This window comes from Vibrio sp. 10N.222.54.A3 (assembly GCF_041474095.1).
Taxonomy (GTDB): Bacteria; Pseudomonadota; Gammaproteobacteria; order Enterobacterales; family Vibrionaceae; genus Vibrio; species Vibrio crassostreae_C.
In genome coordinates this window covers 1-21,401 of the sequence record NZ_JBFRTN010000041.1, presented here as the reverse complement: position 1 = coordinate 21,401, position 21,401 = coordinate 1, and the positions used below count along the sequence as shown (strand labels likewise).

Annotated in this window: 20 protein-coding genes; 5 read left to right on the top strand and 15 right to left on the bottom strand. The window is 45.6% G+C overall.

What is annotated here, in order from left to right:
* Nucleotides 1-173: 173 nt before the first annotated feature.
* Entirely contained in the window at nt 174-2,396 is a 2,223-nt protein-coding gene (gene relA / locus AB4507_RS09635; protein ID WP_017059036.1) for a GTP diphosphokinase, read from the bottom strand.
* 134 nt (nt 2,397-2,530) lie between these two features.
* Nucleotides 2,531-3,850, bottom strand: a complete 1,320-nt coding sequence (rlmD, locus tag AB4507_RS09630; protein WP_017068695.1) for a 23S rRNA (uracil(1939)-C(5))-methyltransferase RlmD — start codon at nt 3,848-3,850, stop codon at nt 2,531-2,533.
* Nucleotides 3,851-4,015: 165 nt separating this feature from the next.
* On the opposite strand from rlmD, the gene barA reads away from it, so the two are divergent.
* On the top strand, nt 4,016-6,829 hold the full coding sequence (barA, locus tag AB4507_RS09625; protein ID WP_102319872.1) for a two-component sensor histidine kinase BarA: 2,814 nt from the start codon (nt 4,016-4,018) through the stop codon (nt 6,827-6,829).
* Nucleotides 6,830-6,954: 125 nt separating this feature from the next.
* On the opposite strand, the gene acpS is transcribed toward barA, so the two are convergent.
* From acpS to rpoE, 11 genes are all read right to left on the bottom strand, one after another.
* Nucleotides 6,955-7,335, bottom strand: coding sequence for a holo-ACP synthase (acpS, locus tag AB4507_RS09620; RefSeq protein ID WP_017059039.1), 381 nt, complete (start codon nt 7,333-7,335; stop codon nt 6,955-6,957).
* Nucleotides 7,336-7,413: 78 nt separating this feature from the next.
* The gene (pdxJ, locus tag AB4507_RS09615) at nt 7,414-8,151 is read right to left on the bottom strand and encodes a pyridoxine 5'-phosphate synthase (protein ID WP_136981613.1); all 738 of its coding nucleotides are present in this window, start codon (nt 8,149-8,151) and stop codon (nt 7,414-7,416) included.
* A complete protein-coding gene (recO, locus tag AB4507_RS09610; protein ID WP_019826299.1) occupies nt 8,148-8,876 on the bottom strand; it encodes a DNA repair protein RecO in 729 nt (242 codons plus the stop codon). The genes pdxJ and recO overlap by 4 nt, the downstream gene beginning before the upstream one ends.
* Before the next feature lie 102 nt (nt 8,877-8,978).
* Complete coding sequence (gene era / locus AB4507_RS09605; protein ID WP_017059042.1) at nt 8,979-9,950, bottom strand: GTPase Era; 972 nt, start codon at nt 9,948-9,950, stop codon at nt 8,979-8,981.
* Nucleotides 9,943-10,620, bottom strand: a complete 678-nt coding sequence (rnc, locus tag AB4507_RS09600) for a ribonuclease III (protein WP_017059043.1) — start codon at nt 10,618-10,620, stop codon at nt 9,943-9,945. The genes era and rnc overlap by 8 nt, the downstream gene beginning before the upstream one ends.
* Nucleotides 10,621-10,646: 26 nt before the next feature.
* Nucleotides 10,647-11,543 carry a signal peptidase I gene (lepB, locus tag AB4507_RS09595; protein ID WP_017066013.1) on the bottom strand — a complete coding sequence of 299 codons (897 nt, stop codon included), beginning with the start codon at nt 11,541-11,543 and terminating at the stop codon, nt 10,647-10,649.
* Nucleotides 11,544-11,640: 97 nt separating this feature from the next.
* Nucleotides 11,641-13,434 (bottom strand): translation elongation factor 4, encoded by a 1,794-nt coding sequence (lepA, locus tag AB4507_RS09590; RefSeq protein WP_017059045.1) that lies wholly within the window; start codon nt 13,432-13,434, stop codon nt 11,641-11,643.
* Nucleotides 13,435-13,571: 137 nt separating this feature from the next.
* Nucleotides 13,572-14,042 carry a SoxR reducing system RseC family protein gene (locus AB4507_RS09585; RefSeq protein WP_017059046.1) on the bottom strand — a complete coding sequence of 157 codons (471 nt, stop codon included), beginning with the start codon at nt 14,040-14,042 and terminating at the stop codon, nt 13,572-13,574.
* Nucleotides 14,039-15,001, bottom strand: a complete 963-nt coding sequence (gene rseB, locus AB4507_RS09580; protein WP_017059047.1) for a sigma-E factor regulatory protein RseB — start codon at nt 14,999-15,001, stop codon at nt 14,039-14,041. Before rseB ends, AB4507_RS09585 begins: the two co-directional genes overlap by 4 nt.
* Nucleotides 14,998-15,621 (bottom strand): RseA family anti-sigma factor, encoded by a 624-nt coding sequence (locus AB4507_RS09575; RefSeq protein ID WP_372149172.1) that lies wholly within the window; start codon nt 15,619-15,621, stop codon nt 14,998-15,000. The genes rseB and AB4507_RS09575 overlap by 4 nt, the downstream gene beginning before the upstream one ends.
* A 26-nt stretch (nt 15,622-15,647) precedes the next feature.
* A complete protein-coding gene (rpoE, locus tag AB4507_RS09570) occupies nt 15,648-16,226 on the bottom strand; it encodes an RNA polymerase sigma factor RpoE (protein ID WP_008223963.1) in 579 nt (192 codons plus the stop codon).
* 389 nt (nt 16,227-16,615) lie between these two features.
* Here rpoE and nadB point away from each other — a divergent pair, with 389 nt between their 5' ends.
* The gene (gene nadB / locus AB4507_RS09565) at nt 16,616-18,232 is read left to right on the top strand and encodes an L-aspartate oxidase (protein WP_017059049.1); all 1,617 of its coding nucleotides are present in this window, start codon (nt 16,616-16,618) and stop codon (nt 18,230-18,232) included.
* 135 nt (nt 18,233-18,367) lie between these two features.
* Here nadB and AB4507_RS09560 read toward each other — a convergent pair whose 3' ends face one another.
* Nucleotides 18,368-18,787 carry a protein YgfX gene (locus AB4507_RS09560; RefSeq protein WP_372083303.1) on the bottom strand — a complete coding sequence of 140 codons (420 nt, stop codon included), beginning with the start codon at nt 18,785-18,787 and terminating at the stop codon, nt 18,368-18,370.
* Nucleotides 18,735-18,995, bottom strand: coding sequence for a succinate dehydrogenase assembly factor 2 (locus AB4507_RS09555; protein WP_004735374.1), 261 nt, complete (start codon nt 18,993-18,995; stop codon nt 18,735-18,737). The genes AB4507_RS09560 and AB4507_RS09555 overlap by 53 nt, the downstream gene beginning before the upstream one ends.
* 167 nt (nt 18,996-19,162) lie before the next feature.
* Here AB4507_RS09555 and ygfZ point away from each other — a divergent pair, with 167 nt between their 5' ends.
* The 3 genes from ygfZ (at nt 19,163) to AB4507_RS09540 (ending at nt 21,364) form a co-directional block, all read left to right on the top strand.
* Nucleotides 19,163-20,134, top strand: a complete 972-nt coding sequence (gene ygfZ, locus AB4507_RS09550) for a tRNA-modifying protein YgfZ (protein WP_102398276.1) — start codon at nt 19,163-19,165, stop codon at nt 20,132-20,134.
* A gap of 4 nt (nt 20,135-20,138) precedes the next feature.
* On the top strand, nt 20,139-20,600 hold the full coding sequence (locus AB4507_RS09545; protein WP_029235114.1) for an aminoacyl-tRNA deacylase: 462 nt from the start codon (nt 20,139-20,141) through the stop codon (nt 20,598-20,600).
* Between the two features lie 557 nt (nt 20,601-21,157).
* Nucleotides 21,158-21,364 carry a DUF1107 domain-containing protein gene (locus tag AB4507_RS09540; protein ID WP_009847660.1) on the top strand — a complete coding sequence of 69 codons (207 nt, stop codon included), beginning with the start codon at nt 21,158-21,160 and terminating at the stop codon, nt 21,362-21,364.
* The last annotated feature ends 37 nt before the right edge of the window (nt 21,365-21,401 follow it).

Sequence of the window (21,401 nt, the reverse complement as noted above, 5' to 3'; positions counted from 1 at the left end):
CTAATTCTTTTCTTAAAACTAAAAAAGGTGAGCAGCCAAAACCACTCACCTTTCTATTTTTCGTCATCTCCAAGAGTGAAGTATGAGCGAGTTGGGGATCTCAAACCGCTTGGCGAGATTCCCTATCACGTTCGTCCCTCACTGTAGGGAATGACATAAATGACACAAAAGGATCATCCAAGTCTCTTAACGCTCATTACATCTTTGATCTGCTCGACTCGACTTGTCACTCGGCTCAGAATCTCAATATTGGTCACTTCCAAATCGAAATCCATTACCGATAGCTGACGCTTGTAGTCGATGCGGCTCTTCATTGTCGTCACACTGATCTTCTCGTTCGAGAACAGTGAGGTGATGTCTTTCAACAAGCCATTACGTTCTAGCGCTTCAACACGCAGCGTTAGGATGTATGAGCCGACAAAGCCATTACCCCAAACGGTATCAATGATACGTTCTGGCGCATGCACGCTTAGCTCGCCTAGCTGTTCACAGTCAGCGCGGTGCACTGAGATACCACGACCTTGAGTGATGTAACCTTTAATCACATCACCTGGGATTGGCTGACAGCAACGCGCTAGGTGCGTCATTAGGTTATCAACGCCCTCAACCACTACCGCATCTTTCTTCGGACGACTCTGTTGTGCCGGCTTGTTTTCCGACTCAAGCAGTTTCTCTAGCGCTTTCTTGTCTTCTTCTTCCGCCGTTGGCTTATTCACTAGCGCATTGATGTGATTAACCACTTGGTTAATACGCAAGTCGCCACTACCAATACCTGCATAGAGTTCGTCTGGCGTATTCACGTTAAAGCGTTTTAGTGCGTATTGATCAGCATCTTTTAGGGTTGCGCCTACTTTCGCTAGCTCAACTTCCAGGATATCACGACCCGCTTCTAGGTTTTTCTCACGGCTTTGTGCGCGGAACCAAGCGTTGATTTTCGCTCGAGCTCGACCAGAATGAACAAAACCTGTGGTTGGATTTAACCAGTCACGAGATGGGTTCGGCTCTTTCTGCGTGATGATCTCAACTTGATCGCCCATCGATAGTTTATGAGTGAACGGTACGATACGCCCCGCTACTTTGGCACCGATACAGCGGTGTCCGACCATCGAGTGGATGTGGTAGGCGAAATCCAACGGGGTTGCGCCCATTGGTAAGTCGACCACGTCACCACGTGGAGTAAATGCGTATACACGGTCATCGAAGACTTGGCTACGTACCTCATCCAGCATCTCGCCAGAGTCCGACATCTCTTCTTGCCAGTCGATAAGTTTACGCAACCAAGTGATTTTCTCATCGTAGCCACTACGGCCGCTTGAAGCTCCTTCTTTGTACTTCCAGTGCGCCGCCACACCAAGCTCAGAGTCTTCGTGCATTTGCTTAGTACGGATCTGAATCTCAATGGTCTTGCCTTCAGGGCCAAGTACTACGGTATGAATCGACTGGTAACCATTTGGCTTAGGGTTCGCCACATAATCATCAAATTCGCTCGGGAGGTGCTTGTATTTAGTGTGTACCACCCCAAGGCCGGCGTAACAGTCTTGCAGCTGGTCAGCGATAATACGTACTGCTCGTACGTCAAAAAGCTCATCGAAGGCTAAGCCTTTCTTCTGCATTTTGCGCCAGATACTGTAGATGTGTTTTGGTCGGCCACTCACTTCAGCATTGATGTTTGAACGCTGCATTTCTGCGGTTAAATCATCAACGAAATCTGTGATGTATTGTTCACGAACGATACGACGCTCAGACAGCTGTTTTGCAATCTGCTTGTAGGTATCTGGTTGTTGGTAGCGGAATGCGTAATCTTCGATTTCCCACTTAAGTTGGCCGATACCTAAACGGTTTGCCAGTGGGGCATAGATGTTAGAACACTCTTTTGCGGCCGCGCGACGCACAGCATCAGGCGCTTTTTTTACCTCGATAAGGTTACAGATTCGTTCAGCGAGTTTGATGACTACGCAGCGGAAATCATCGACCATAGCCAGTAGCATGCGTCGAACGTTATCAACTTGACCCGAGGCAGCACTGCCTTCAAGGGTCACGTTTAACTGGCCTAAGGCCGCCATTTCTTCAACGCCATCGATCAACTTTACGGTTTCTTTACCGTAGCTTTCTTCAAACGCTTCGCGCTCAAAAACGCCGCTTGAGACGACGGGGAAAAGTTGTGCAGCAATTAAAGTGGCACGGTCCATGGACAAGGTGACCAAGATTTCGATCATCTCACGGCCACGCCAAAGCAAGAGCGATGCTTGCTCGTGATCTTTTAAAAGTTCTTCACAGTGACGATAAACTTTAATCAGTTTATTCGAGGTTTTTGCGTCTTGATTCAATGACGCAATCCAACTTTCTAGCTCAAACTGTTCGCTTGGGTTTAAATGTGCGCTTCGTACCGCAACCATCATGCCTTCCTAGTTATTATGTTTTATACCCAATTCAATATGACTAACTGGTTCCAAGTTAGTTCGACCATATTGATATCAGCGCAGGCTTCCCTGCGCCTTTGTGATTCATTTGAAGCCTTGTTTAAGGGCCTCTAAGCCTTGATAAAGAGAGCCATCGATTCTAGATGACTGGTGTGTGGGAACATGTCCAACATACCCAGTTTGGCTAATTGATAGCCTTGTTTTTCTAAGCTCTCAGAATCTCTAGCTAGAGTAGCAGGATTACACGAAACATAAACCACACGCTTCGCTCCTAACGCTGAAATTTGATCAACGATCCCACTCGCTCCCGCACGTGCCGGGTCAAGCAATACTTTATCGAATTTCTCTTTTGCCCAAGGCTGTGAAGATAAGTCTTCTTCAAGGTTAGCTTGGTAAAATTCTGTATTGCTTAACTGGTTTAACGCTGCATTAGATGCGGCTTGCTGAACCATTTCATCAACGCCTTCTACACCAACCACAAACGCCGATTGTTGCGCGATAGGCAGACTAAAGTTACCGAGACCACAAAACAGGTCTAGCACTCGCTCATCCGCTTGAGGCTCTAGCCACTCAATCGCTTGAGCCACCATCTGCTGATTCACTTTCTGGTTTACTTGGATAAAGTGGTTTGGCTCAAACGGTAACGTCACGCCAGTTTCGCTGTAAGAAGGTGTATCGCCGACTAAGCGAACCAACTTATCGGTTTCAGGCATCGAATACAGCGTAGCGCCTTCTTCTTTTGCTAACGCAATCAGCGCTTGCTCATCTTTTTCAACCAGAGGCTTAAGGTGACGTAGCACCATAACAGGGCCAGTATCGCCCAAAACCAATTCAACGTGTCCTAAAGACGTAAGGCTGTTGAAAGTGTTCAGTAAATTTTTCAGTTTTGGCAGCAACACATTAAGGCGAGGATCAAGCACGGCACAGTCGGTGATGTTTTCAATCTGCTTACTCTGCTTCTTACGGAAACCGAATTGAAGCTGTTGTGTCTTCTTATCAACAAATAGGCTGATACGTGCGCGACGTCGATAACCGGTTTCATCACCGACAATAGGTTGTGCAACTTCAGTGTTCGCCGTTTGGTATTGGCTCATCAGGTGCGTCAGAGATTGCGATTTATGCTCAACCTGAGAAGAGTAACCTAGGTGTTGAAGGTGACAGCCACCACACTGATTAAAGTGCTTACAAAACGGCTTTAAACGCTGCTCGCTCGGCTTCAATAACTTGATGAGTTTAGCTCGCGAAAACTTACTTTTGCTCTCAGTAAGTTGAATAACCACCTGCTCACCGGGCAATGCGCCATCAATGAAAACCGGTTTATTCTTTTGATAAGCGATGCCAGCGCCATTGTGATCCATTCGTTCAACCAAAACCGATTGATGCTTGGTCTCGAGTTGAGTTTTCTTTTTTGGTTGGAAAAAACGTGCCATTGCTTGTGCCTAATGTATCTTTTAATAAGTAATTGGTATCCAGGACTCACTATTATGTCTTGGAATCATTGTCGAACGTCACGGCTTTGATTAAGCTTACCGTTCACTTAACCGCCATTGTGTGCGTTATTTTCCCATATCCAGACCTCGATGTAATTAAAGAACATGACCAGATATGGCTTAAGAGCCCGTGTAATTACCTTAACTCTAGCTCCAACCCTGATTATTGGGTTGCTATTGAGTGCATTTTTCTCATTTAACCGCTATCAAGACCTTGAAGGTCAAGTGGTTAACACTGGTACTAGCATCATTGAGCCACTTGCGATTACGAGTGAATCAGGCATGAAGCTCGAAAGTCGAGAGTCTGTTCGTCAGCTTATTAGCTATGCGCATCGAAAGAATTCTAAGCTAGTGCGCAGTATCGCGGTGTTTGATGAGCGTCATGAGTTGTTTGTAACCTCAAACTTCCACCCCGATTTTGAAAGCCTGACCTACCCCAAAGATAAACCGATCCCGCATTTAAGCTCATCGAACCTTCTCGATAATACGCTGATTCTGCGGACACCTATCATCGCCGAAGGCCAGTACATCAATTCAGCCAACGGTCAGTCTCAAGCTAATCAAGCGATCGGCTACATTGCGATTGAATTAGATCTTTCATCACTTCGATTGCAGCAATATCAAGAAGTGTTCTCTGCATTCTTAGTGTTGATTCTCGGGCTTGGTTTATCGGGCGTGTTTGCGTTCCGCTTAATGCACGATGTCACTCAACCGATCACACACATGAAAAACATGGTCGACCGAATTCGTCGAGGTCACCTAGATGTGCGTATCGAAGGTAAGATGCATGGTGAGCTAGACTCGCTGAAAAACGGTATCAATGCGATGGCGGTATCGCTATCAGAGTATCACGTCGAGATGCAGCACAGTATCGACCAGGCCACATCAGATTTGCGTGAAACTCTTGAACAGCTAGAGATTCAAAACGTTGAGTTAGACATCGCGAAGAAACGCGCTCAAGAAGCGGCTCGTGTTAAGTCTGAGTTCTTAGCGAATATGTCTCACGAATTGAGAACGCCGCTGAACGGTGTGATTGGCTTTACTCGTCAAATGCTCAAGACTCACCTATCGAACAGTCAAACCGATTACCTGCAAACCATTGAACGCTCGGCAAACAACCTGCTTAGCATCATCAACGATATCTTGGACTTCTCGAAACTTGAAGCCGGTAAATTAGCCCTAGAGAACATCCCATTTGAATTCCAAGCCAGCCTTGAAGAGGTAGTAAACCTTCAAGCAACCAACGCTCATGAGAAAGGCCTAGAACTGACACTGAAGATCGACCCTAAAGTACCGCCAGGTGTGGTGGGCGATCCACTGCGTATTCAGCAGATCCTAACCAACCTAGTGGGTAACTCAATCAAGTTTACCGAGCGCGGCAATATTGATATCAGCGTTGAGCTGCGTTCACAAAGCGAAGACAACATCGAGCTGCAGTTCATGGTTCGCGATACGGGTATTGGTATCTCGGAGCGTCAACAAGCTCAGCTGTTCCAAGCCTTCAGCCAAGCCGATGCAAGTATCTCTCGTCGCTATGGTGGTACAGGCTTAGGTCTGGTTATCACCCAAAAACTGGTCAGCCAAATGGGCGGAGAGATCAGCCTAACCAGTCGTCTTCACCAAGGCTCTACCTTCTGGTTCACCTTGAGACTATCAACGACTGATATGCCGATGACAGAGCTGATTGAGACGCAGTGTCTGCAAGACAAACAACTGCTGCTTATCGAGCCAAACATGCAAGCGGCATCGATTACTCAGCAAATCCTAACCCAAGAAGGCTTAGTGGTAACGTATCGTTCGGTGATGCCAGATGAGACGACCTCGTATGACTACGTTCTGCTTAACCTAGCCGCCAACCAAGAGTATCAATTTGATACTGTGAGTGGTTGGGCGATCGGTGCGAAGAAGATTGCTCAAAACGTGATTATTGGTACACCAAGTACCGAGCTAGCGTTGGGTGAGCAACTAATGAAAGAGGTCGATGTTCAGTGCATCACTAAGCCTCTTTCTCGTAAGAAGTTGCTGCAAACTCTGGTATCGAATCAGGCACCTACCTTGATTGCACCAGCGATTGAAACGCATTCTGAAGAGAAGTTACCGCTTACTGTGATGGCAGTAGACGACAACCCAGCCAACCTTAAGTTGATTACCGCGCTGCTTAAAGAGCGTGTAGAAACCGTCATCAGTTGTACCAGTGGTCAGCAGGCGATAGACAAAGCGACAGAGACGCCATTTGATATCATCTTCATGGATATTCAAATGCCACAGATGGACGGTGTGACCGCTTGCCAGAACATCAAAAAACTGGCGAACAATGCGAACACACCTGTGATAGCCGTAACCGCGCATGCAATGATTGGCGAACGAGATCGACTACTTGAAGCGGGCATGGATGACTACCTAACCAAACCTATTGAAGAGCATGTTTTACAGCAGGTTCTGATTCATTGGAGCCCGACCTCTGAGGTTGAGCACATCGAAAAAATAGATCCAGACCACCCAGCGGTCTCTGCTGAAGTCGACAACGGTCCGGTGTCAGAAACTGAAGCCAGCGTGCACACAAACATCATCATTGATTGGCAAGCTGCGATGAAACAAGCCGCCAATAAAGAAGACCTCGCACGCGATATGCTGCAAATGCTCGTCGACTTTATTCCAGAGGTGTATGAGGCAGCAGACAAAGCGATAGAAGACAGTGACTATCCAGTTGAAGAGCTGATACACATCATTCACAAGATGCATGGCAGCAGCTCGTACAGCGGCGTACCAAGGCTAAAATCGGTATGTGCGACAATAGAGAAAGAGCTGCGTTCAGGTACTTCTGTTGAAGACATTGAACCTGAGCTTTTCGAGCTTCAGGATGAATTAGATAAGGTTCAAGCAACCGCGATTCACTACTTGAAACCGGCGAAGGCCTAGCGGGTACTTGTTACTCACTAGTATTCTTTAGAGGGTTTACCCGCCAATAAAAAAGCAGAGCTCATGAGCTCTGCTTTTTTCTGTCTAGAGCCAAGAGCACTAGATATAAAGTCGCGATAATCTGTTTACGATTCGAGTAACACCGTTGCCACAGCGTAGTGACGCTCATCCGAGATAGTCAGATGAATCGATGTTGTGCCATTCGCCTCTGCGATTTCACGCGCTTTTTTATGCAGGCTCAGAACTGGCTTACCATGCTCATCGTTTGAAATCTCAAAGTCGTGGAAGGTCACACCCAGCGCGATCCCCGTGCCTAACGCCTTAGATGCCGCTTCTTTGGCAGCAAAACGTTTTGCAAGGTAACGCCCTTTTTGCTTCAGTTGCTGGAATACTTCAAATTCAGAATCGGTCAAAATACGCTGAGCAAAAGCGTCACCACTTCGTGACAATGCCTTTTCAACACGTTCAATTTCTGCGATATCTGTACCTAATCCAACAACAGCCATGTTTACCCTATTACCAAACTTCTATCTATTAATTCTACTAATTAGTCGCTTAAGACTTAACGCTTACTGTTTAGAAAACTAAGCGTTGTTGCGCGCTGTTTCCATCACGGCTTTCATGTCTGAAACGGCTTTGTTCAAACCATCAAACACTGCACGTCCCATGATTGAGTGGCCGATGTTCAGCTCGTAGATCTCTGGAAGTGCCGCAATCGGTGCTACGTTGTGGTAAGTCAGACCATGACCCGCATTGACTGTGATACCTAAGTCATCTGCATAGCTTGCGCCTGCTGCGATCTTCTTAAGCTCGTCTTGTTGATCTTCTTCTGTCTTAGCATCAGCATAGTGACCCGTGTGCAGTTCAATGAACGGTGCGCCACACGCTTTTGCAGCATCGATTTGCTCACGGTCAGCATCGATAAACAGAGATACCTTGATACCTGCTGCAGACAGTTTTTGTGTCGCCGCTTTGATCTTCTCTAGTTGACCAACTACGTCCAAGCCACCTTCAGTGGTTAGCTCTTCACGTTTTTCAGGAACCAGACAAACAAACTCAGGATTAGTATCGAGTGCAATTTGAACCATCTCGTCCGTTACGGCCATCTCCAAGTTCATGCGAGTTTGAAGTGTTTCAGCCAGAATACGCACATCGCGATCAACGATGTGACGACGGTCTTCACGCAGGTGAATAGTAATGCCATCTGCACCAGCACGTTCAGCGATTTCAGCTGCGTGTACTGGATCTGGGTATTTAGTACCACGTGCATTACGTAGTGTTGCAATATGGTCGATATTAACGCCTAAAAGGATTGAGCTCATTTTCCAATACTCCGTGCTCTGGAGAGGGCTATTGTTGGCATAAATAGCTCTCTACTTTTTAATGGTTTGCCGCCAAGATACGGCTTTAAGGCTATGCGTGTAAAGCGTTTTGCCGCTTTTAACTGCTCTTTAGTGATAAACCTACGTTCGCTGATTGCAATAAGTTCATCGCCCATAAAAGTCAGGTTATCTCGACGTACTGAAGCGATGAAACCTTTCTGCTCTCGATAGCGATAAGTCATGCTCGGATCAATCGCTTCGCCAGTGCCCGCGCAGTGTAAAAAGTCGACGCCGTAACCCATAGCAGATAATAGAGCCAGCTCAAAGCGACGCAGTGCTGGCTCAGGATTATCATTATGCGCCAGCTCTGTTAAAGCATGAAGATAGTCGTGAAAAAGTGCAGGCATCGGTACTTCCGCCATCAATACCCGACCGATAAGCTCGTTCACGTACATGCCTGAATACAGATTAATACCGGCGAGAGGGAGCCCCAAGCTGATGGGTTCAGCTTGGCGTAAGGTTTTCATCGAACCATTACCAGACCACTTAAGCAATAGCGGCGTAAAAGGTTGTAATGCACCTTTCAAATTGGAACGCTTGCTGCGAGCGCCTTTAGACATCAACGTCACCCGACCGAACTCTTCGCTGAAGACGTCCAAGATCAGGCTCGACTCACTGTATGGTCGACGGTGCAACACAAAGCATCGCTGTAACCCTTCGCTCAATCACTTACCCTTATTACAGATACAAAAAGAGAGAGTTCGCACTCTCTCTTGGATTTATCTTCAGTTCCACTTTCTTAATCTCAGAAAGTGACGTTCAATATATTATAGATCGTCGATGTAGCCTAACGAGCGAAGTGCACGCTCATCATCAGCCCAGCCAGATTTAACCTTGACCCAAGTCTCTAGGTAAACCTTACGGCCGAATAGCTCTTCCATATCGATACGCGCTTCACGACCAATCGTTTTGATCTTCTCGCCCGCTTTACCAATCACCATTTTCTTCTGGCCTGTACGCTCAACAAGAATCAGTGCATTGATGTGGAAGCCATCGTTATCTGGGTTGTAATCGAAACGTTCGATTTCAACCGTTACCGAGTAAGGTAGCTCGTCACCCGTAAAGCGCATTAGCTTTTCACGGATAATTTCAGAGGCCATAAAACGTTGCGAGCGATCAGTCACGTATTCTTCAGGGAAGTGGTGTGTCGCTTTAGGTAAATGTTCACGTACGTGCTTACGCAGTACATCAATATTTTTACCTTGCTTCGCTGAGATTGGCACTACATCAATGAAGTCCATCTTCTTAGAGACTTCCATCATGTGCTGCATGACGTTAGTACGGTCTTGAACGTTATCTACTTTGTTGATGCAAAGTACAACTGGGAAGTCAGTCTTCTTCAGTTTGTTCAGAACCATCTCATCGTCGTCAGTCCAGTGAGTACCATCGACAAGGAAGAATACTAGGTTTACATCACTCAATGAGCTGTTCGCCGCACGGTTCATCAAGCGGTTGATGGCACGCTTTTCTTCAATATGAAGTCCAGGAGTATCAACAAAGATCGCTTGGTAATCACCCTCAGTTTCAACGCCCATAATACGGTGACGTGTCGTCTGTGGTTTACGTGATGTAATAGAAATCTTCTGACCCAGAATATGGTTCAGAAGCGTCGACTTACCTACATTTGGGCGACCGACAATAGCGATGAAGCCACAGTGTTGGTTTTCCGGTAGGCCTGTTTTTTTGCTATCAGATGAAAAGAATGCATCGATATCGAAATCTTGGTTGTTATCAGACATTGCTTAGTTGCTCTAATGCTGTTTCAGCAGCCGCTTGTTCTGCCTTGCGGCGGCTAGTGCCTTTACCGATAACAGGTTTATCCACACCTGCCACTTCACACTCAACCGTAAACTCTTGGTTGTGTGCTTCACCTTTAATATTAGTCACTGTGTAGACAGGTAGAGGATTTCTTCGACCTTGCAAAAACTCTTGTAGGCGAGTTTTCGGATCTTTTTGAGATACTCCAGGCTGAATAGCATCTAGGCGAGATTGGTACCAGCTTAAAATAATGCCGCGAACCGTCTCGGTATCACTATCTAAATAGACAGCGCCGATGATCGCTTCAACCGCATCCGCTAGAATAGAATCACGACGGAAACCGCCACTCTTCAACTCACCTGGACCTAATTTTAAGTAATCTCCTAGTTCGAATTCACGACCTAGTTCTGCCAATGTATGACCACGTACTAATGTTGCGCGCATGCGGCTCATATCACCTTCGTTTACCTTAGGAAAACGGTGGTAAAGATCATCAGCGATAACAAAACTTAAAATTGAATCGCCCAGAAACTCAAGACGTTCGTTATGTTTACCTGCGGCGCTGCGGTGAGTCAGCGCCAAGTGGATAAGATCGGCATCATTAAACTGATAGCCAATCTTTCTCTCTAGTTTATCAATTGGAGAATTCATGCTCTCTCGATGTGTTATGTGATCGATTAATGAATCCCACCGATGCGATTAAAACGCACACCAGTAGGAATCCATGTTGGAAGTACACTGTCTGAACCGCGTTCGAATTCGAAGCTGATCCAAATAGCAACGGCCTTACCAACAAGGTTTGCTTCAGGGACAAAGCCCCAGTAACGGCTATCGGCACTGTTGTCACGGTTATCACCCATCACAAAGTACTGGCCTTCTGGAACGACCCATTCGTTAACACCATTGCGAGGCTGATATGCTTGCACACGATCGCGGCGCAATGGGTTAACTAAAATCTGGTGTTCTACGTCTCCAAGCTGTTCGTTCAGCTGAATCAGAGGCACACCATCTTGAATAAATTGGCTCTCTTCAACATTACTTAGTTTCACTGGTTCACAGCTACTTGTACCCTTCGCCTGAATGCAGATCTCTTTACGACTGCTGTAGCGAATCGTGTCACCTGGCATACCAACAACACGCTTAATGTAGTCGATGTTTGGCTGAGGTGGGTACTTAAATACGATTGAGTCACCGCGTTCTGGCTTGCCTGTTTCTACCAATTGAGTGCGCCATACTGGGTCTTTTAGACCGTACGCGTACTTCTCTACCAAGATGAAATCACCAACCAAAAGGGTTGGCATCATCGAGCCAGAAGGGATTTGAAACGGTTCATAGATGAATGAACGCAAGATCAAAACAAATGCAATTACCGGGAAAATGGACACACTGTTCTCAACCCACCAAGGTTGAGCCGTAACTTTTGCGCTAGTTTCAGCGTCTAGGCCATTCGATTGTGCTTCAACGTCAGCAAGCTTTTGCTGGCGCTTCTTCGCCCACACAAACTTTTCCAACGCCCATACAATGCCGGTCACTAGAGTTACGATCACTAAGATAAGCGAAAATGTATTAGCCATTGATATCCCTTAAATTTCATTTCTTTAAAAATAACGAAAGTGAAAGAGTAGCGAGCTACTCTTTCACTTTCAATTATTCGTTTAATGCTGGATAAAGTTAATCTTTGCCAACATGAAGGATTGCAAGGAAAGCTTCTTGAGGCAGTTCAACGTTACCGATCTGCTTCATACGCTTCTTACCTTCTTTTTGTTTCTTAAGAAGTTTCTTCTTACGACTGATATCACCACCGTAACATTTTGCGATTACGTTCTTACGCAGTTGTTTCACTGTAGAACGAGCAATGATGTGGTTACCAATCGCTGCTTGAATCGCGATATCGAACATCTGACGAGGGATGAATTCTTTCATCTTCTCTACCAGTAGACGACCACGAGACTGAGCAATATCTTTGTGCGTAATGATAGCTAGTGCATCAACTGTTTCGCCATTCAGCAGTACGTCTACACGTACCATGTTTGATGGCTCGTAACGTTGGAAGTTGTAATCCAATGATGCATAGCCGCGAGACGTTGACTTCAGACGGTCGAAGAAGTCTAGAACTACTTCTGCCATAGGAAGATCGTACGTCACAGCAACTTGGTTACCGTGGTAGACCATGTCTACTTGTACGCCACGCTTCTCAACACACAGTGTGATTACGTTACCTAGGTAATCCGAAGGTACCAGAATATTACAGCGTGCAATTGGCTCACGAATTTCTTCTAGGTCATTAACCGCTGGCAGTTTAGCCGGGCTATCAACGTAAAGAACCGTTTTATCTGTTTTTACAACTTCATACACTACTGTTGGAGCAGTTGTGATTAGGTCTAGGTCGTATTCACGCTCTAGACGCTCTTGGATGATCTCCATGTGAAGCATTCCTAAGAAGCCACAACGGAAACCAAAACCAAGTGCTGCTGAACTTTCTGGTTCAAAGAACAGTGATGCATCGTTCAGGCTTAATTTGCCTAACGCGTCACGGAAGTTTTCGTAGTCATCAGATGATACAGGGAATAGACCAGCGTATACCTGAGGCTTCACTTTTTGGAAACCAGGTAGACGTTCAGTGCTGCCGCCTTTTGCAAGCGTCAACGTATCACCAACTGGTGCACCTAGGATGTCTTTAATACCACAAACAACCCAACCTACTTCGCCAGTATTTAGCTCTGTAGTATCGATTTGCTTAGGCGTGAAGATACCTAGACGGTCAACACCCCATACTTGGTCTGTCGACATTACTTTGATCTTATCGTTCTTCTTCAGCTTACCGTTTTTGATACGAACCAAAGAAACTACGCCAAGGTAGTTATCGAACCAAGAGTCAATGATCAACGCTTGTAGAGGCGCTTCAGGATCACCTTCCGGTGGCGGGATTGCCGTCACGATGTTTTCTAGAACATCATCAACACCCAAACCTGTTTTCGCAGAACAGCGAGTCGCTTCCATCGCATCGATGCCAACGATCTCTTCGATTTCTTCAGCAACACGTTCTGGTTCAGCAGCTGGTAGGTCAATCTTGTTCAAGATTGGCACTACTTCCAGTTCCATTTCGATTGCTGTGTAACAGTTTGCTAGAGTTTGTGCTTCAACACCTTGGCCAGCATCCACTACAAGTAGTGCGCCTTCACAAGCCGCTAGAGAACGAGATACTTCGTAAGAGAAGTCTACGTGTCCAGGAGTGTCGATAAAGTTAAGTTGGTAAGTTTCACCATCTTTAGCTTTGTAATCTAAAGTCACACTCTGCGCTTTAATTGTAATACCACGCTCGCGTTCTATATCCATAGAATCGAGGACCTGAGCTGCCATCTCACGTTCACTTAATCCTCCACAAACTTGGATTAAGCGGTCAGAAAGGGTCGACTTACCGTGGTCGATGTGGGCGATAATCGAAAAATTACGAATGTGCTTCATAGGCTTGGTGTGACTAAACTCTTTGAATAGGGATAATAAGAAAGCCGCGACGCGTCCAATCTACAGTCAGCATTGGTGGCGGCATTTCAATCAAGTTGGCAGATTCTACCCAATTTAAGGGCAAGAAGCATCATAAATTAGACGAGAGACTCACCTAGGATTCGAATCAAGACGACTTCTTGCTTGGATTTGTCTTCCATGGGTTTGGCTAACCGCTTCGCTAAGGCAATCCCACCAGCAGTAAACAGTGCTGCACTTAAGATAACAATGCCCTCGCCGCCCTGGAGTAAGGGTTGTAACAAGAGTTGCCCAAAACCAGCACCAATCATCAACATGAAAAGTGGGATGAGATAAACAATCGCCGCCGACTGAAGTAGGCTTTTTTCTGGAAAGCCAATTTCTACGATTTGTCCAGCTTTGACTAAGCTTTTGGTTTTAAGCTGCCAAAACAAAGATTTATTGCCAACAGCCTTGGTCACAATACCCGTACCGCAGTTTTTTTGAGAAGAACAGCTGCTACAACTGGTTTGTTGTTCGCAGCTCAATTGAACAAAGTATTGCTTACCTTTTTGTTCAACCGAGCTAACGGTCGCCAGCGCGGTCATCATTGCGCTTGTACCGATTTATTAAATGTAACTGACTGAGCAATACGTTTTGCAGTTGCCGGCGGAATGTCACCAACCACAGAGATCTCTTTATCGCCAATCACTAAGCTGTGCAAGGTTCTACGCCCTTGACGCACCAGCTGCCCTTTCAATGAATGCTCATCTTTTTCCGCGATATAAACCGAAAAGTTAAACAGTCCATCACTGAAAAGCTGACTTTCAACCATTTTATCGGTCGCAGCCATTTGATAGCGGCTAAGCTCTTTTGATTTAAACCCTTCAGGAATCCACGACGCTTGCCAGTTAGTTTCACTCACTAAGCCTTCCGGCAGTGATAAAACTTTCGGCAATTGAGCTTGGCTCAAGCCACCCATAGCCTCAGCAATCTTATCGTTCACCACGTAAGAGATAGTGCGGTACTGTTCAAGCACTTCACCATCACGATCCAAAAGGTCGGCACGCAAAGGAAGATTCGTTTTTTCGTCTACCCAAACCACGTAAGAGTAGCGAAGGCCATCTTTCGGCACGACACGCAGCACTTGAGTGGTGCTACCTGCTTCACGAGAGCGACCAACTTTCACAAAGTCGTAGTACTGATTCAGAGATTCGATATCTCGATTAATCATCGGAATAACAGGCGCAACCATGCTGCCTGACTGAATCGTAAATGGCTCTGTACCCGGCTCGATGTAGCTAACTTCGTTGCCACGTCGAATGACTTCACGAACAGGGCCGCTTAGATAAACAAGGTGTGCAAGTTGTTGGTCGTCGTTAACCGCATGGCGATAAACAAGAGGCTCAATACTGCTCTTCTTTATCAAAATGTAGGAGAGTTCGTAATTTAGATGCTGACTGGCCTCGTTCATTTGATGCAACAAGGCCTTTGCAGTGGTTTCCTCTGCAAAGGCTGTTGGAGACATCAAGCTGAACAGTGTCAGTGCACTGACCAGGATTTTCTTCATTCAATGTCCGATTCTAGATGTGCATCTTGCATTGGCGATGCATCACTGTTTAATCTTAGCTGCAGCTCATAATCTTCTAACAATGCATGAACGCGTTTGCGCTGCTCTTGCAAGTTAGCTTCAGATGCTGGTTTCTCAACAGAGTCACGCGTTAAACTTACTGGTTCCGCAGAACCGGCAAATGGAATCGTCTGGAGTACAGGCAACTGCTCTGGTGCTGCAGGGTCGCTACCACCATATTGTTGAACACCTAATACAACGGCTAATGAAACACACGCTGCCACGGCAACTTGTCCAAACTGTTGTAACCACGCCGGAAGCTGACGCTTCGCTTGCTGAGGTTTAGGTTGCTCTTCAATTGGAGCAACAGTAGGTTCAACATTCACTTGGTGCAGGTTCGACATTGAACCATGTGCAGGCTCGTTCTCAAGCGCTGCCGCTACACTATTAGCAATGTTCCACTCTGGAGTTTCTGGCGAATCCCCACGCATAACATCACCAATTAAATGGTAACTCTGCCAAGTATCCATGCTTTCTTGATCAGATCCTAGATCTACAATGAGAGCTTTATCGATCGTTTCACCATCCATGAGTGCCGAAAGCTTTTCTTTATCAGCCATTATTTTCACCATAATTATTACAAGTTCTAGCGTTGCAAAAGAGGTTTGATTTTCTTTTCCACCGCTTCACGAGCTCGGAAAATACGCGAACGTACGGTTCCTACAGGGCAATCCATTACTTCTGCAATCTCTTCGTAGCTCAAACCTTCGAGCTCTCGCAACGTCATTGCAGTTTTTAAGTCTTCTGGTAGCGCTTCAATCGCTCCAAAAACAACTTGTTTCAATTCTTTAGACAGCGTTAAGTTCTCAGGGTTCGATATTTCTTTTAACGCGCTGCCTGTTTCGTAATATTCTGCATCTTCTGCATCTACATCGGTTGCTGGCGGCCTACGGCTTTGGGCAACGATATGATTTTTAGCGGTGTTCACGGCAATTCGGTATAACCATGTATAGAAGGCACTCTCGCCACGAAAGTTAGGTATCGCGCGGTAAGCTTTAATAAAAGCTTCTTGTGCTACATCAGGTACATCACCGGAATTATTCACGTATCGAGAGATAAGATTACAAACTTTGTTTTGATACTTAACCACTAGTAAGTTAAATGCCTGCTTATCTCCACTCTGAACTCGCTCAATCAACACTTGATCGGTTAGCTGCTCGTTCATTCGAGCGGGTACTCCTATTGTTATAACCCTCACCTTCACAGATATGGGTACTAATTATGCGAAATGTAGTATTGACACCACCGTCTACAAGAGCACTATTGTGACTAAGCCAAATACCGAAAGTTCCAACTTTCTTAAAATTATTTGCCATTATTGTTTCACAATGTGATGTAATAAAAATAGCTATCCCTATCAATTTGGGGAAACTTGAGCAAAAGCAATGGTATTGAGCAATTAAATATTTCTAGATAGCTGTCTATATATTGATTTTGCATAGCGTTTAAGGATGACTCTGGAGAGATTATAACAGTCTTAGCCAAACTCCTAAAACAAGACAAAGTCAATTGAGAGTGGACAACTCGACTATAGCCCGGGATTTAATAAGTTTTATGAACGCAAACCGTGAACATCAGTGTGATGTATTAGTGGTAGGAAGTGGTGCGGCAGGCTTGTCATTAGCCTTACGCGTAGCAGAACATGCAAAAGTAATTGTATTAAGCAAAGGACCACGCAGCGAAGGATCGACGTATTACGCACAAGGTGGTATCGCCGCGGTGTTCGATGAGTCGGACAGTATTGAGTCTCATGTAGAGGATACTCAAATCGCTGGGGCTGGGTTATGCGAAGAAGATACAGTTCAATTCATTGCTGAAAATGCGAAAGAGTGTGTGCAATGGCTGATTGATGGTGGTGTTCCATTTGATAAAGATGAGAACAGCACAGAAGGCCAACCAAAATATCACCTCACTCGTGAGGGTGGCCACAGTCACCGCAGAATTCTGCACGCTGCCGATGCAACTGGCATGGCGATGCAAACCTCACTACAAGATAACGTCAACAACCACCCAAATATCGAGATCTTCGAGCGCCACAATGCGCTGGATTTGATCACGGAAGATAAGATTGGTGGTTCAAAAGACAAGGTGATCGGTGCCTACATTTGGAACCGTAACCAAGAACATGTTGAAACCGTGCGCGCTAAGTTTGTTGTATTAGCAACAGGCGGCGCTTCAAAGGTTTACCAATACACCTCTAACCCAGATGTTTCTTCAGGTGATGGTATTGCTATCGCTTGGCGTGCGGGTTGTCGTGTGGCAAACCTTGAGTTCAACCAGTTCCACCCAACTTGTTTATTCCACCCAGAAGCGCGTAACTTCCTACTAACGGAAGCACTGCGTGGTGAAGGTGCTTACTTGCGTCGTCCAGATGGTTCTCGCTTTATGAAGGACTTCGATGAGCGCGGTGAACTGGCGCCACGTGATGTGGTTGCTCGTGCAATTGACTTCGAAATGAAGCGCTTGGGTGCCGACTGTATGTATGTTGATATCAGCCACAAGCCTGAAGAATTCATCACAGCGCACTTCCCGATGATCCATACTCGCTTGATGGACTTGGGCATCGATATGACCAAAGAGCCGATCCCTATCGTACCAGCCGCTCACTACACGTGTGGTGGTGTCATGGTTAATAAGCAGGGTCAAACCGACCTAACGAACTTGTATGCGATTGGCGAAGTGAGCTACACCGGCTTACACGGTGCAAACCGTATGGCTTCTAACTCACTGCTTGAGTGTGTGGTTTACGCATGGGCAGCAGCAAAAGATATCGTTGAGAACATCGACCAATCTCAACTGTGTGCAGAACTGCCAGCATGGGATGAAAGCCAAGTCACCAACAGTGATGAAGAAGTTATCATTCAACACAACTGGCACGAACTGCGCCTGTTCATGTGGGATTACATGGGCATTGTTCGAACGGATAAACGACTAGAGCGTGCATTACGCCGTATTCAGATGCTGCAACAAGAAACTCATGAGTACTACAGCTACTTCAAGGTTTCGAATAACTTATTAGAACTGCGTAATTTGCTACAAGTGGCAGAGCTAATGGTTCGTTGTGCAATGCAGCGCAAAGAGAGCCGCGGCCTACACTACACGTTGGATTACCCTGAACTTGCAGAAGACAGTGGCCCAACGATTCTGACGCCAGAGAAACGCCAATCATAATAATTGGTTAAACGTGCTTAGCGAATTAGCCGTCAGCGGAAAATGATTAAACGAAAGGGAGCCGAGTGCTCCCTTTTCTTTTGTCTAACGCTTTCTTTTATCTAATACTTTCTTTCATCGAATAGTTTGGCTTCTCTAGCGCGCTCGTTGTAAGTTCGCCAGAAAATGGCGATATTCTCGCTCGCAACAGCTGTCCCGCCAAAGCAGTACCGAGTGCCCACATTCAAACTGCAATTTAACGAAGAACTGCGCCCAGATCTTATCAACGGACTTGAGTCGGTAAGTTCGGTCATTGAGTCGAATATCACCATCCTCTCTGTAATCAAAACGCCCATAGACACTATTTAGAATCACATGATTGTTTCTGAACAAGCGGATCATTAAAGCTAAGCAATAAAGGCTGGCGGCAAGTGGAATAGAAGACAGGACGATGAAAAACAAAAGGCACCCCAAAATAGTGCCTTTTGCAAATAATGCGGAATACGAAGGGTTAAGCTGAAGCTTAACGAACCTTGCTGAGGTTGTGTGCGACAATTTTATCAACCATTGATGCATGGCCTAGGTTTTCACTGCGTCCGTGGCCCATTACCCAAGTAAACAAATCTGGATCATCACACTCTAATAGAGAAACAAACTCGCGCTGTTCCTGCTCTTGCAATGAATCAAAACACTCTTCGAAAAATGGCATGATGACTACATCAAGTTCTAACATGCCGCGACGGCAACCCCATTTAATTCGTGCTTTCTGCTCTGCAGTGTACATTGGCTATCCTCACCTATAATTTTTCTTTCTCGGAGTGTAACAAGTCATACGCCTTGCAACTACTATGTGAGTCACAGTCCCTATCTAAGCTCACAAAAAAACCTAGGCTGACAAAGAAACAGAACCGGATTAACATAGAGCCAAATAAAATTCTTAGGAAAGATAAAATGGATTGGAAAAACATATTTCAGCCACTCGCTCATACGCAAAATGAATCGCTTCCAGAACTGATGATGACACACGTATCAGACTGGAGTGCAATTACCATGATAGGCGATGACAAAAAGTCGTACCTACAGGGTCAAGTAACGTGCGATGTCGTCACTCTTCCTAATGATGAATCCACATTAGGCGCGCACTGTGATGCAAAAGGAAAGGTATGGAGTATCTTTCGTTTGTTCCACCACAACGGTGGCTACGCACTCATGCAACCTAAATCAGCGATTGAAGTCGAGCTCGTTGAAATCAAGAAGTACGCGGTGTTCTCTAAGGTCGATATCGAGCAAACGTCTGACGTTGTTATCGGTGTGATGGGTTCGTCAGCTAATCAATACATTGATTCTATTTCAGAAAGCCAAGGTAATGTGCGTGCTATCTCTGGTGGTACAGCGGTTCAAGTTGCAGATAACCGCTGGGCTCTACTTGTGACAGAAGAAGCCGCTGAAGCCTTGGTATCAAACAGCGCTGCGGAGAAAGTATCAGAAACACTTTGGCAATATCATGAAATTCTTGATGCTCAGCCTAACCTATCGAAAGCAGAGCAAAACGAGCACATCCCTCAAGCGCTTAACCTGCAAGCGATTGGCGGTATCAGCTTTTCAAAAGGCTGTTACACAGGTCAAGAAACGGTTGCTCGTGCTAAGTACCGTGGCATGAACAAGCGTGAGATGCGCATTGTGTCGGGCACAACTGCGGACGTGCTGTCGTTAGAAAACCCTATTGAACTGGAACGTAGTGTGGGTGAGAACTGGCGTGGCGCAGGCCGACTATTAAACGTCTATCAATTTGCTGATAACCGAGCGATTGGTTTGATGGTACTGCCAAACAACCTTGATGACGATGTTCAGCTGCGACTGACCGCGCAGCCTGATCAAACATGGAATATCCTGCCACTGCCGTACAGCCTTGACGACGAGTAACCACGTGGAAACGCAGATTACACAATGGCTGGATCAACAGCAGGTGAATTATCGCCTGCTGATGCAAAGCAAGCCAACCACCAGCATTGAAGAAACTGCACAAGAGCGAGGCATCGACGCCTCTCAAATGGTGAAGTGCATCCTGCTCAAGGATATGGGCAACCAGTATGCGTTAGCCTGTACTGCTGGCGATCGCTCTGTCGACCCCAAGAAAGTACGCTCGGTACTGAATTGCCGTCGAATGACCTGCGTGTCGCTCGCTGATGTTGAAGCGATCACCGGTTTTAAAGTGGGTTGTGTTGGTCCGCTCGCTCTCAAGAGACACATGCCGATCATTTTTGATCCTTCCATTCAAAACAACTCGACCGTAACCATTAGCTCCGGCGACCGAATGGCTGGCGTTGCGCTGGATCTCAATGATCTTATGGCGCTATGTGCACCGACCGTCGCGGACATCAGTCGATGATCGTTTAGATCATGCTTCGCAAACTTCATTTTAATATTTCATTGAGTACATTTTTAGTGTGAACCTCGTCATAAGAAGAACACACCATTAATAAATAGTTACTCAAAATAAAAGCATAAGTAGTCACAAAGTTAAATTTGCGTTATTGTAAATTTACTGACTAGCTATTAAGCAAATCAGTGCAAGTGAATCCACTGAGTAACATCAGTATCCACTTTTGTGTAATGCATCTGTGACTATTCGCCCGTTTTAGACGGGCTTTTTTTTGTCCGAAATTTACAATTTGATTACACAAACAAAAAAATCCCGCCTATTCTTATACTTGTAACATTATCACTGCTTAATACTGAACAGAAAAGTTCACGGCAGTTCACTACTCAGTATTATTTTGGGGAGGAGCTCACGTAAAAATAGATATTTACTGAAGAAAGTGCTTAGAACAGCACAAATATCTAATTAACGTCAACGCTACTGCATATAACTCCATGCTTATCACAATTATTATCTCGGAGTTTTTCTATAATATGCAGGCTAGGTAAATATAAGGATAATTAAGAATGAGACTGTTTAAGCGCTATACACCGAGTATGATTGCTAAACATGTAAGTCGACTTTTCAAAGGACGAATCTACATTTACGGCGTAGGAAAATTTGAGTTTGATAACGGTAAGCTAGTGCTACCAGACCGAGCAGAAAAACGTCACTTTCAAACAGTGAAAGAAATAAATAGTGAAATCATGAAACTGCGCTGCGCGTACGCATGACCTGATTATCTACAGAATTAAATCGAGTAGGAGGAGG

Coding starts and splice junctions, on each gene's coding strand:
- relA (WP_017059036.1), bottom strand. CDS start 2,396: ATGGTTGCGGTACGAAGCGCACATTTAAACCCAAGCGAACAGTTTGAG.
- rlmD (WP_017068695.1), bottom strand. CDS start 3,850: ATGGCACGTTTTTTCCAACCAAAAAAGAAAACTCAACTCGAGACCAAG.
- barA (WP_102319872.1), top strand. CDS start 4,016: ATGACCAGATATGGCTTAAGAGCCCGTGTAATTACCTTAACTCTAGCT.
- acpS (WP_017059039.1), bottom strand. CDS start 7,335: ATGGCTGTTGTTGGATTAGGTACAGATATCGCAGAAATTGAACGTGTT.
- pdxJ (WP_136981613.1), bottom strand. CDS start 8,151: ATGAGCTCAATCCTTTTAGGCGTTAATATCGACCATATTGCAACACTA.
- era (WP_017059042.1), bottom strand. CDS start 9,950: ATGTCTGATAACAACCAAGATTTCGATATCGATGCATTCTTTTCATCT.
- rnc (WP_017059043.1), bottom strand. CDS start 10,620: ATGAATTCTCCAATTGATAAACTAGAGAGAAAGATTGGCTATCAGTTT.
- lepB (WP_017066013.1), bottom strand. CDS start 11,543: ATGGCTAATACATTTTCGCTTATCTTAGTGATCGTAACTCTAGTGACC.
- lepA (WP_017059045.1), bottom strand. CDS start 13,434: ATGAAGCACATTCGTAATTTTTCGATTATCGCCCACATCGACCACGGT.
- AB4507_RS09585 (WP_017059046.1), bottom strand. CDS start 14,042: ATGATGACCGCGCTGGCGACCGTTAGCTCGGTTGAACAAAAAGGTAAG.
- rseB (WP_017059047.1), bottom strand. CDS start 15,001: ATGAAGAAAATCCTGGTCAGTGCACTGACACTGTTCAGCTTGATGTCT.
- AB4507_RS09575 (WP_372149172.1), bottom strand. CDS start 15,621: ATGGCTGATAAAGAAAAGCTTTCGGCACTCATGGATGGTGAAACGATC.
- rpoE (WP_008223963.1), bottom strand. CDS start 16,226: ATGAACGAGCAGCTAACCGATCAAGTGTTGATTGAGCGAGTTCAGAGT.
- nadB (WP_017059049.1), top strand. CDS start 16,616: ATGAACGCAAACCGTGAACATCAGTGTGATGTATTAGTGGTAGGAAGT.
- AB4507_RS09560 (WP_372083303.1), bottom strand. CDS start 18,787: ATGCATCAATGGTTGATAAAATTGTCGCACACAACCTCAGCAAGGTTC.
- AB4507_RS09555 (WP_004735374.1), bottom strand. CDS start 18,995: ATGTACACTGCAGAGCAGAAAGCACGAATTAAATGGGGTTGCCGTCGC.
- ygfZ (WP_102398276.1), top strand. CDS start 19,163: ATGGATTGGAAAAACATATTTCAGCCACTCGCTCATACGCAAAATGAA.
- AB4507_RS09540 (WP_009847660.1), top strand. CDS start 21,158: ATGAGACTGTTTAAGCGCTATACACCGAGTATGATTGCTAAACATGTA.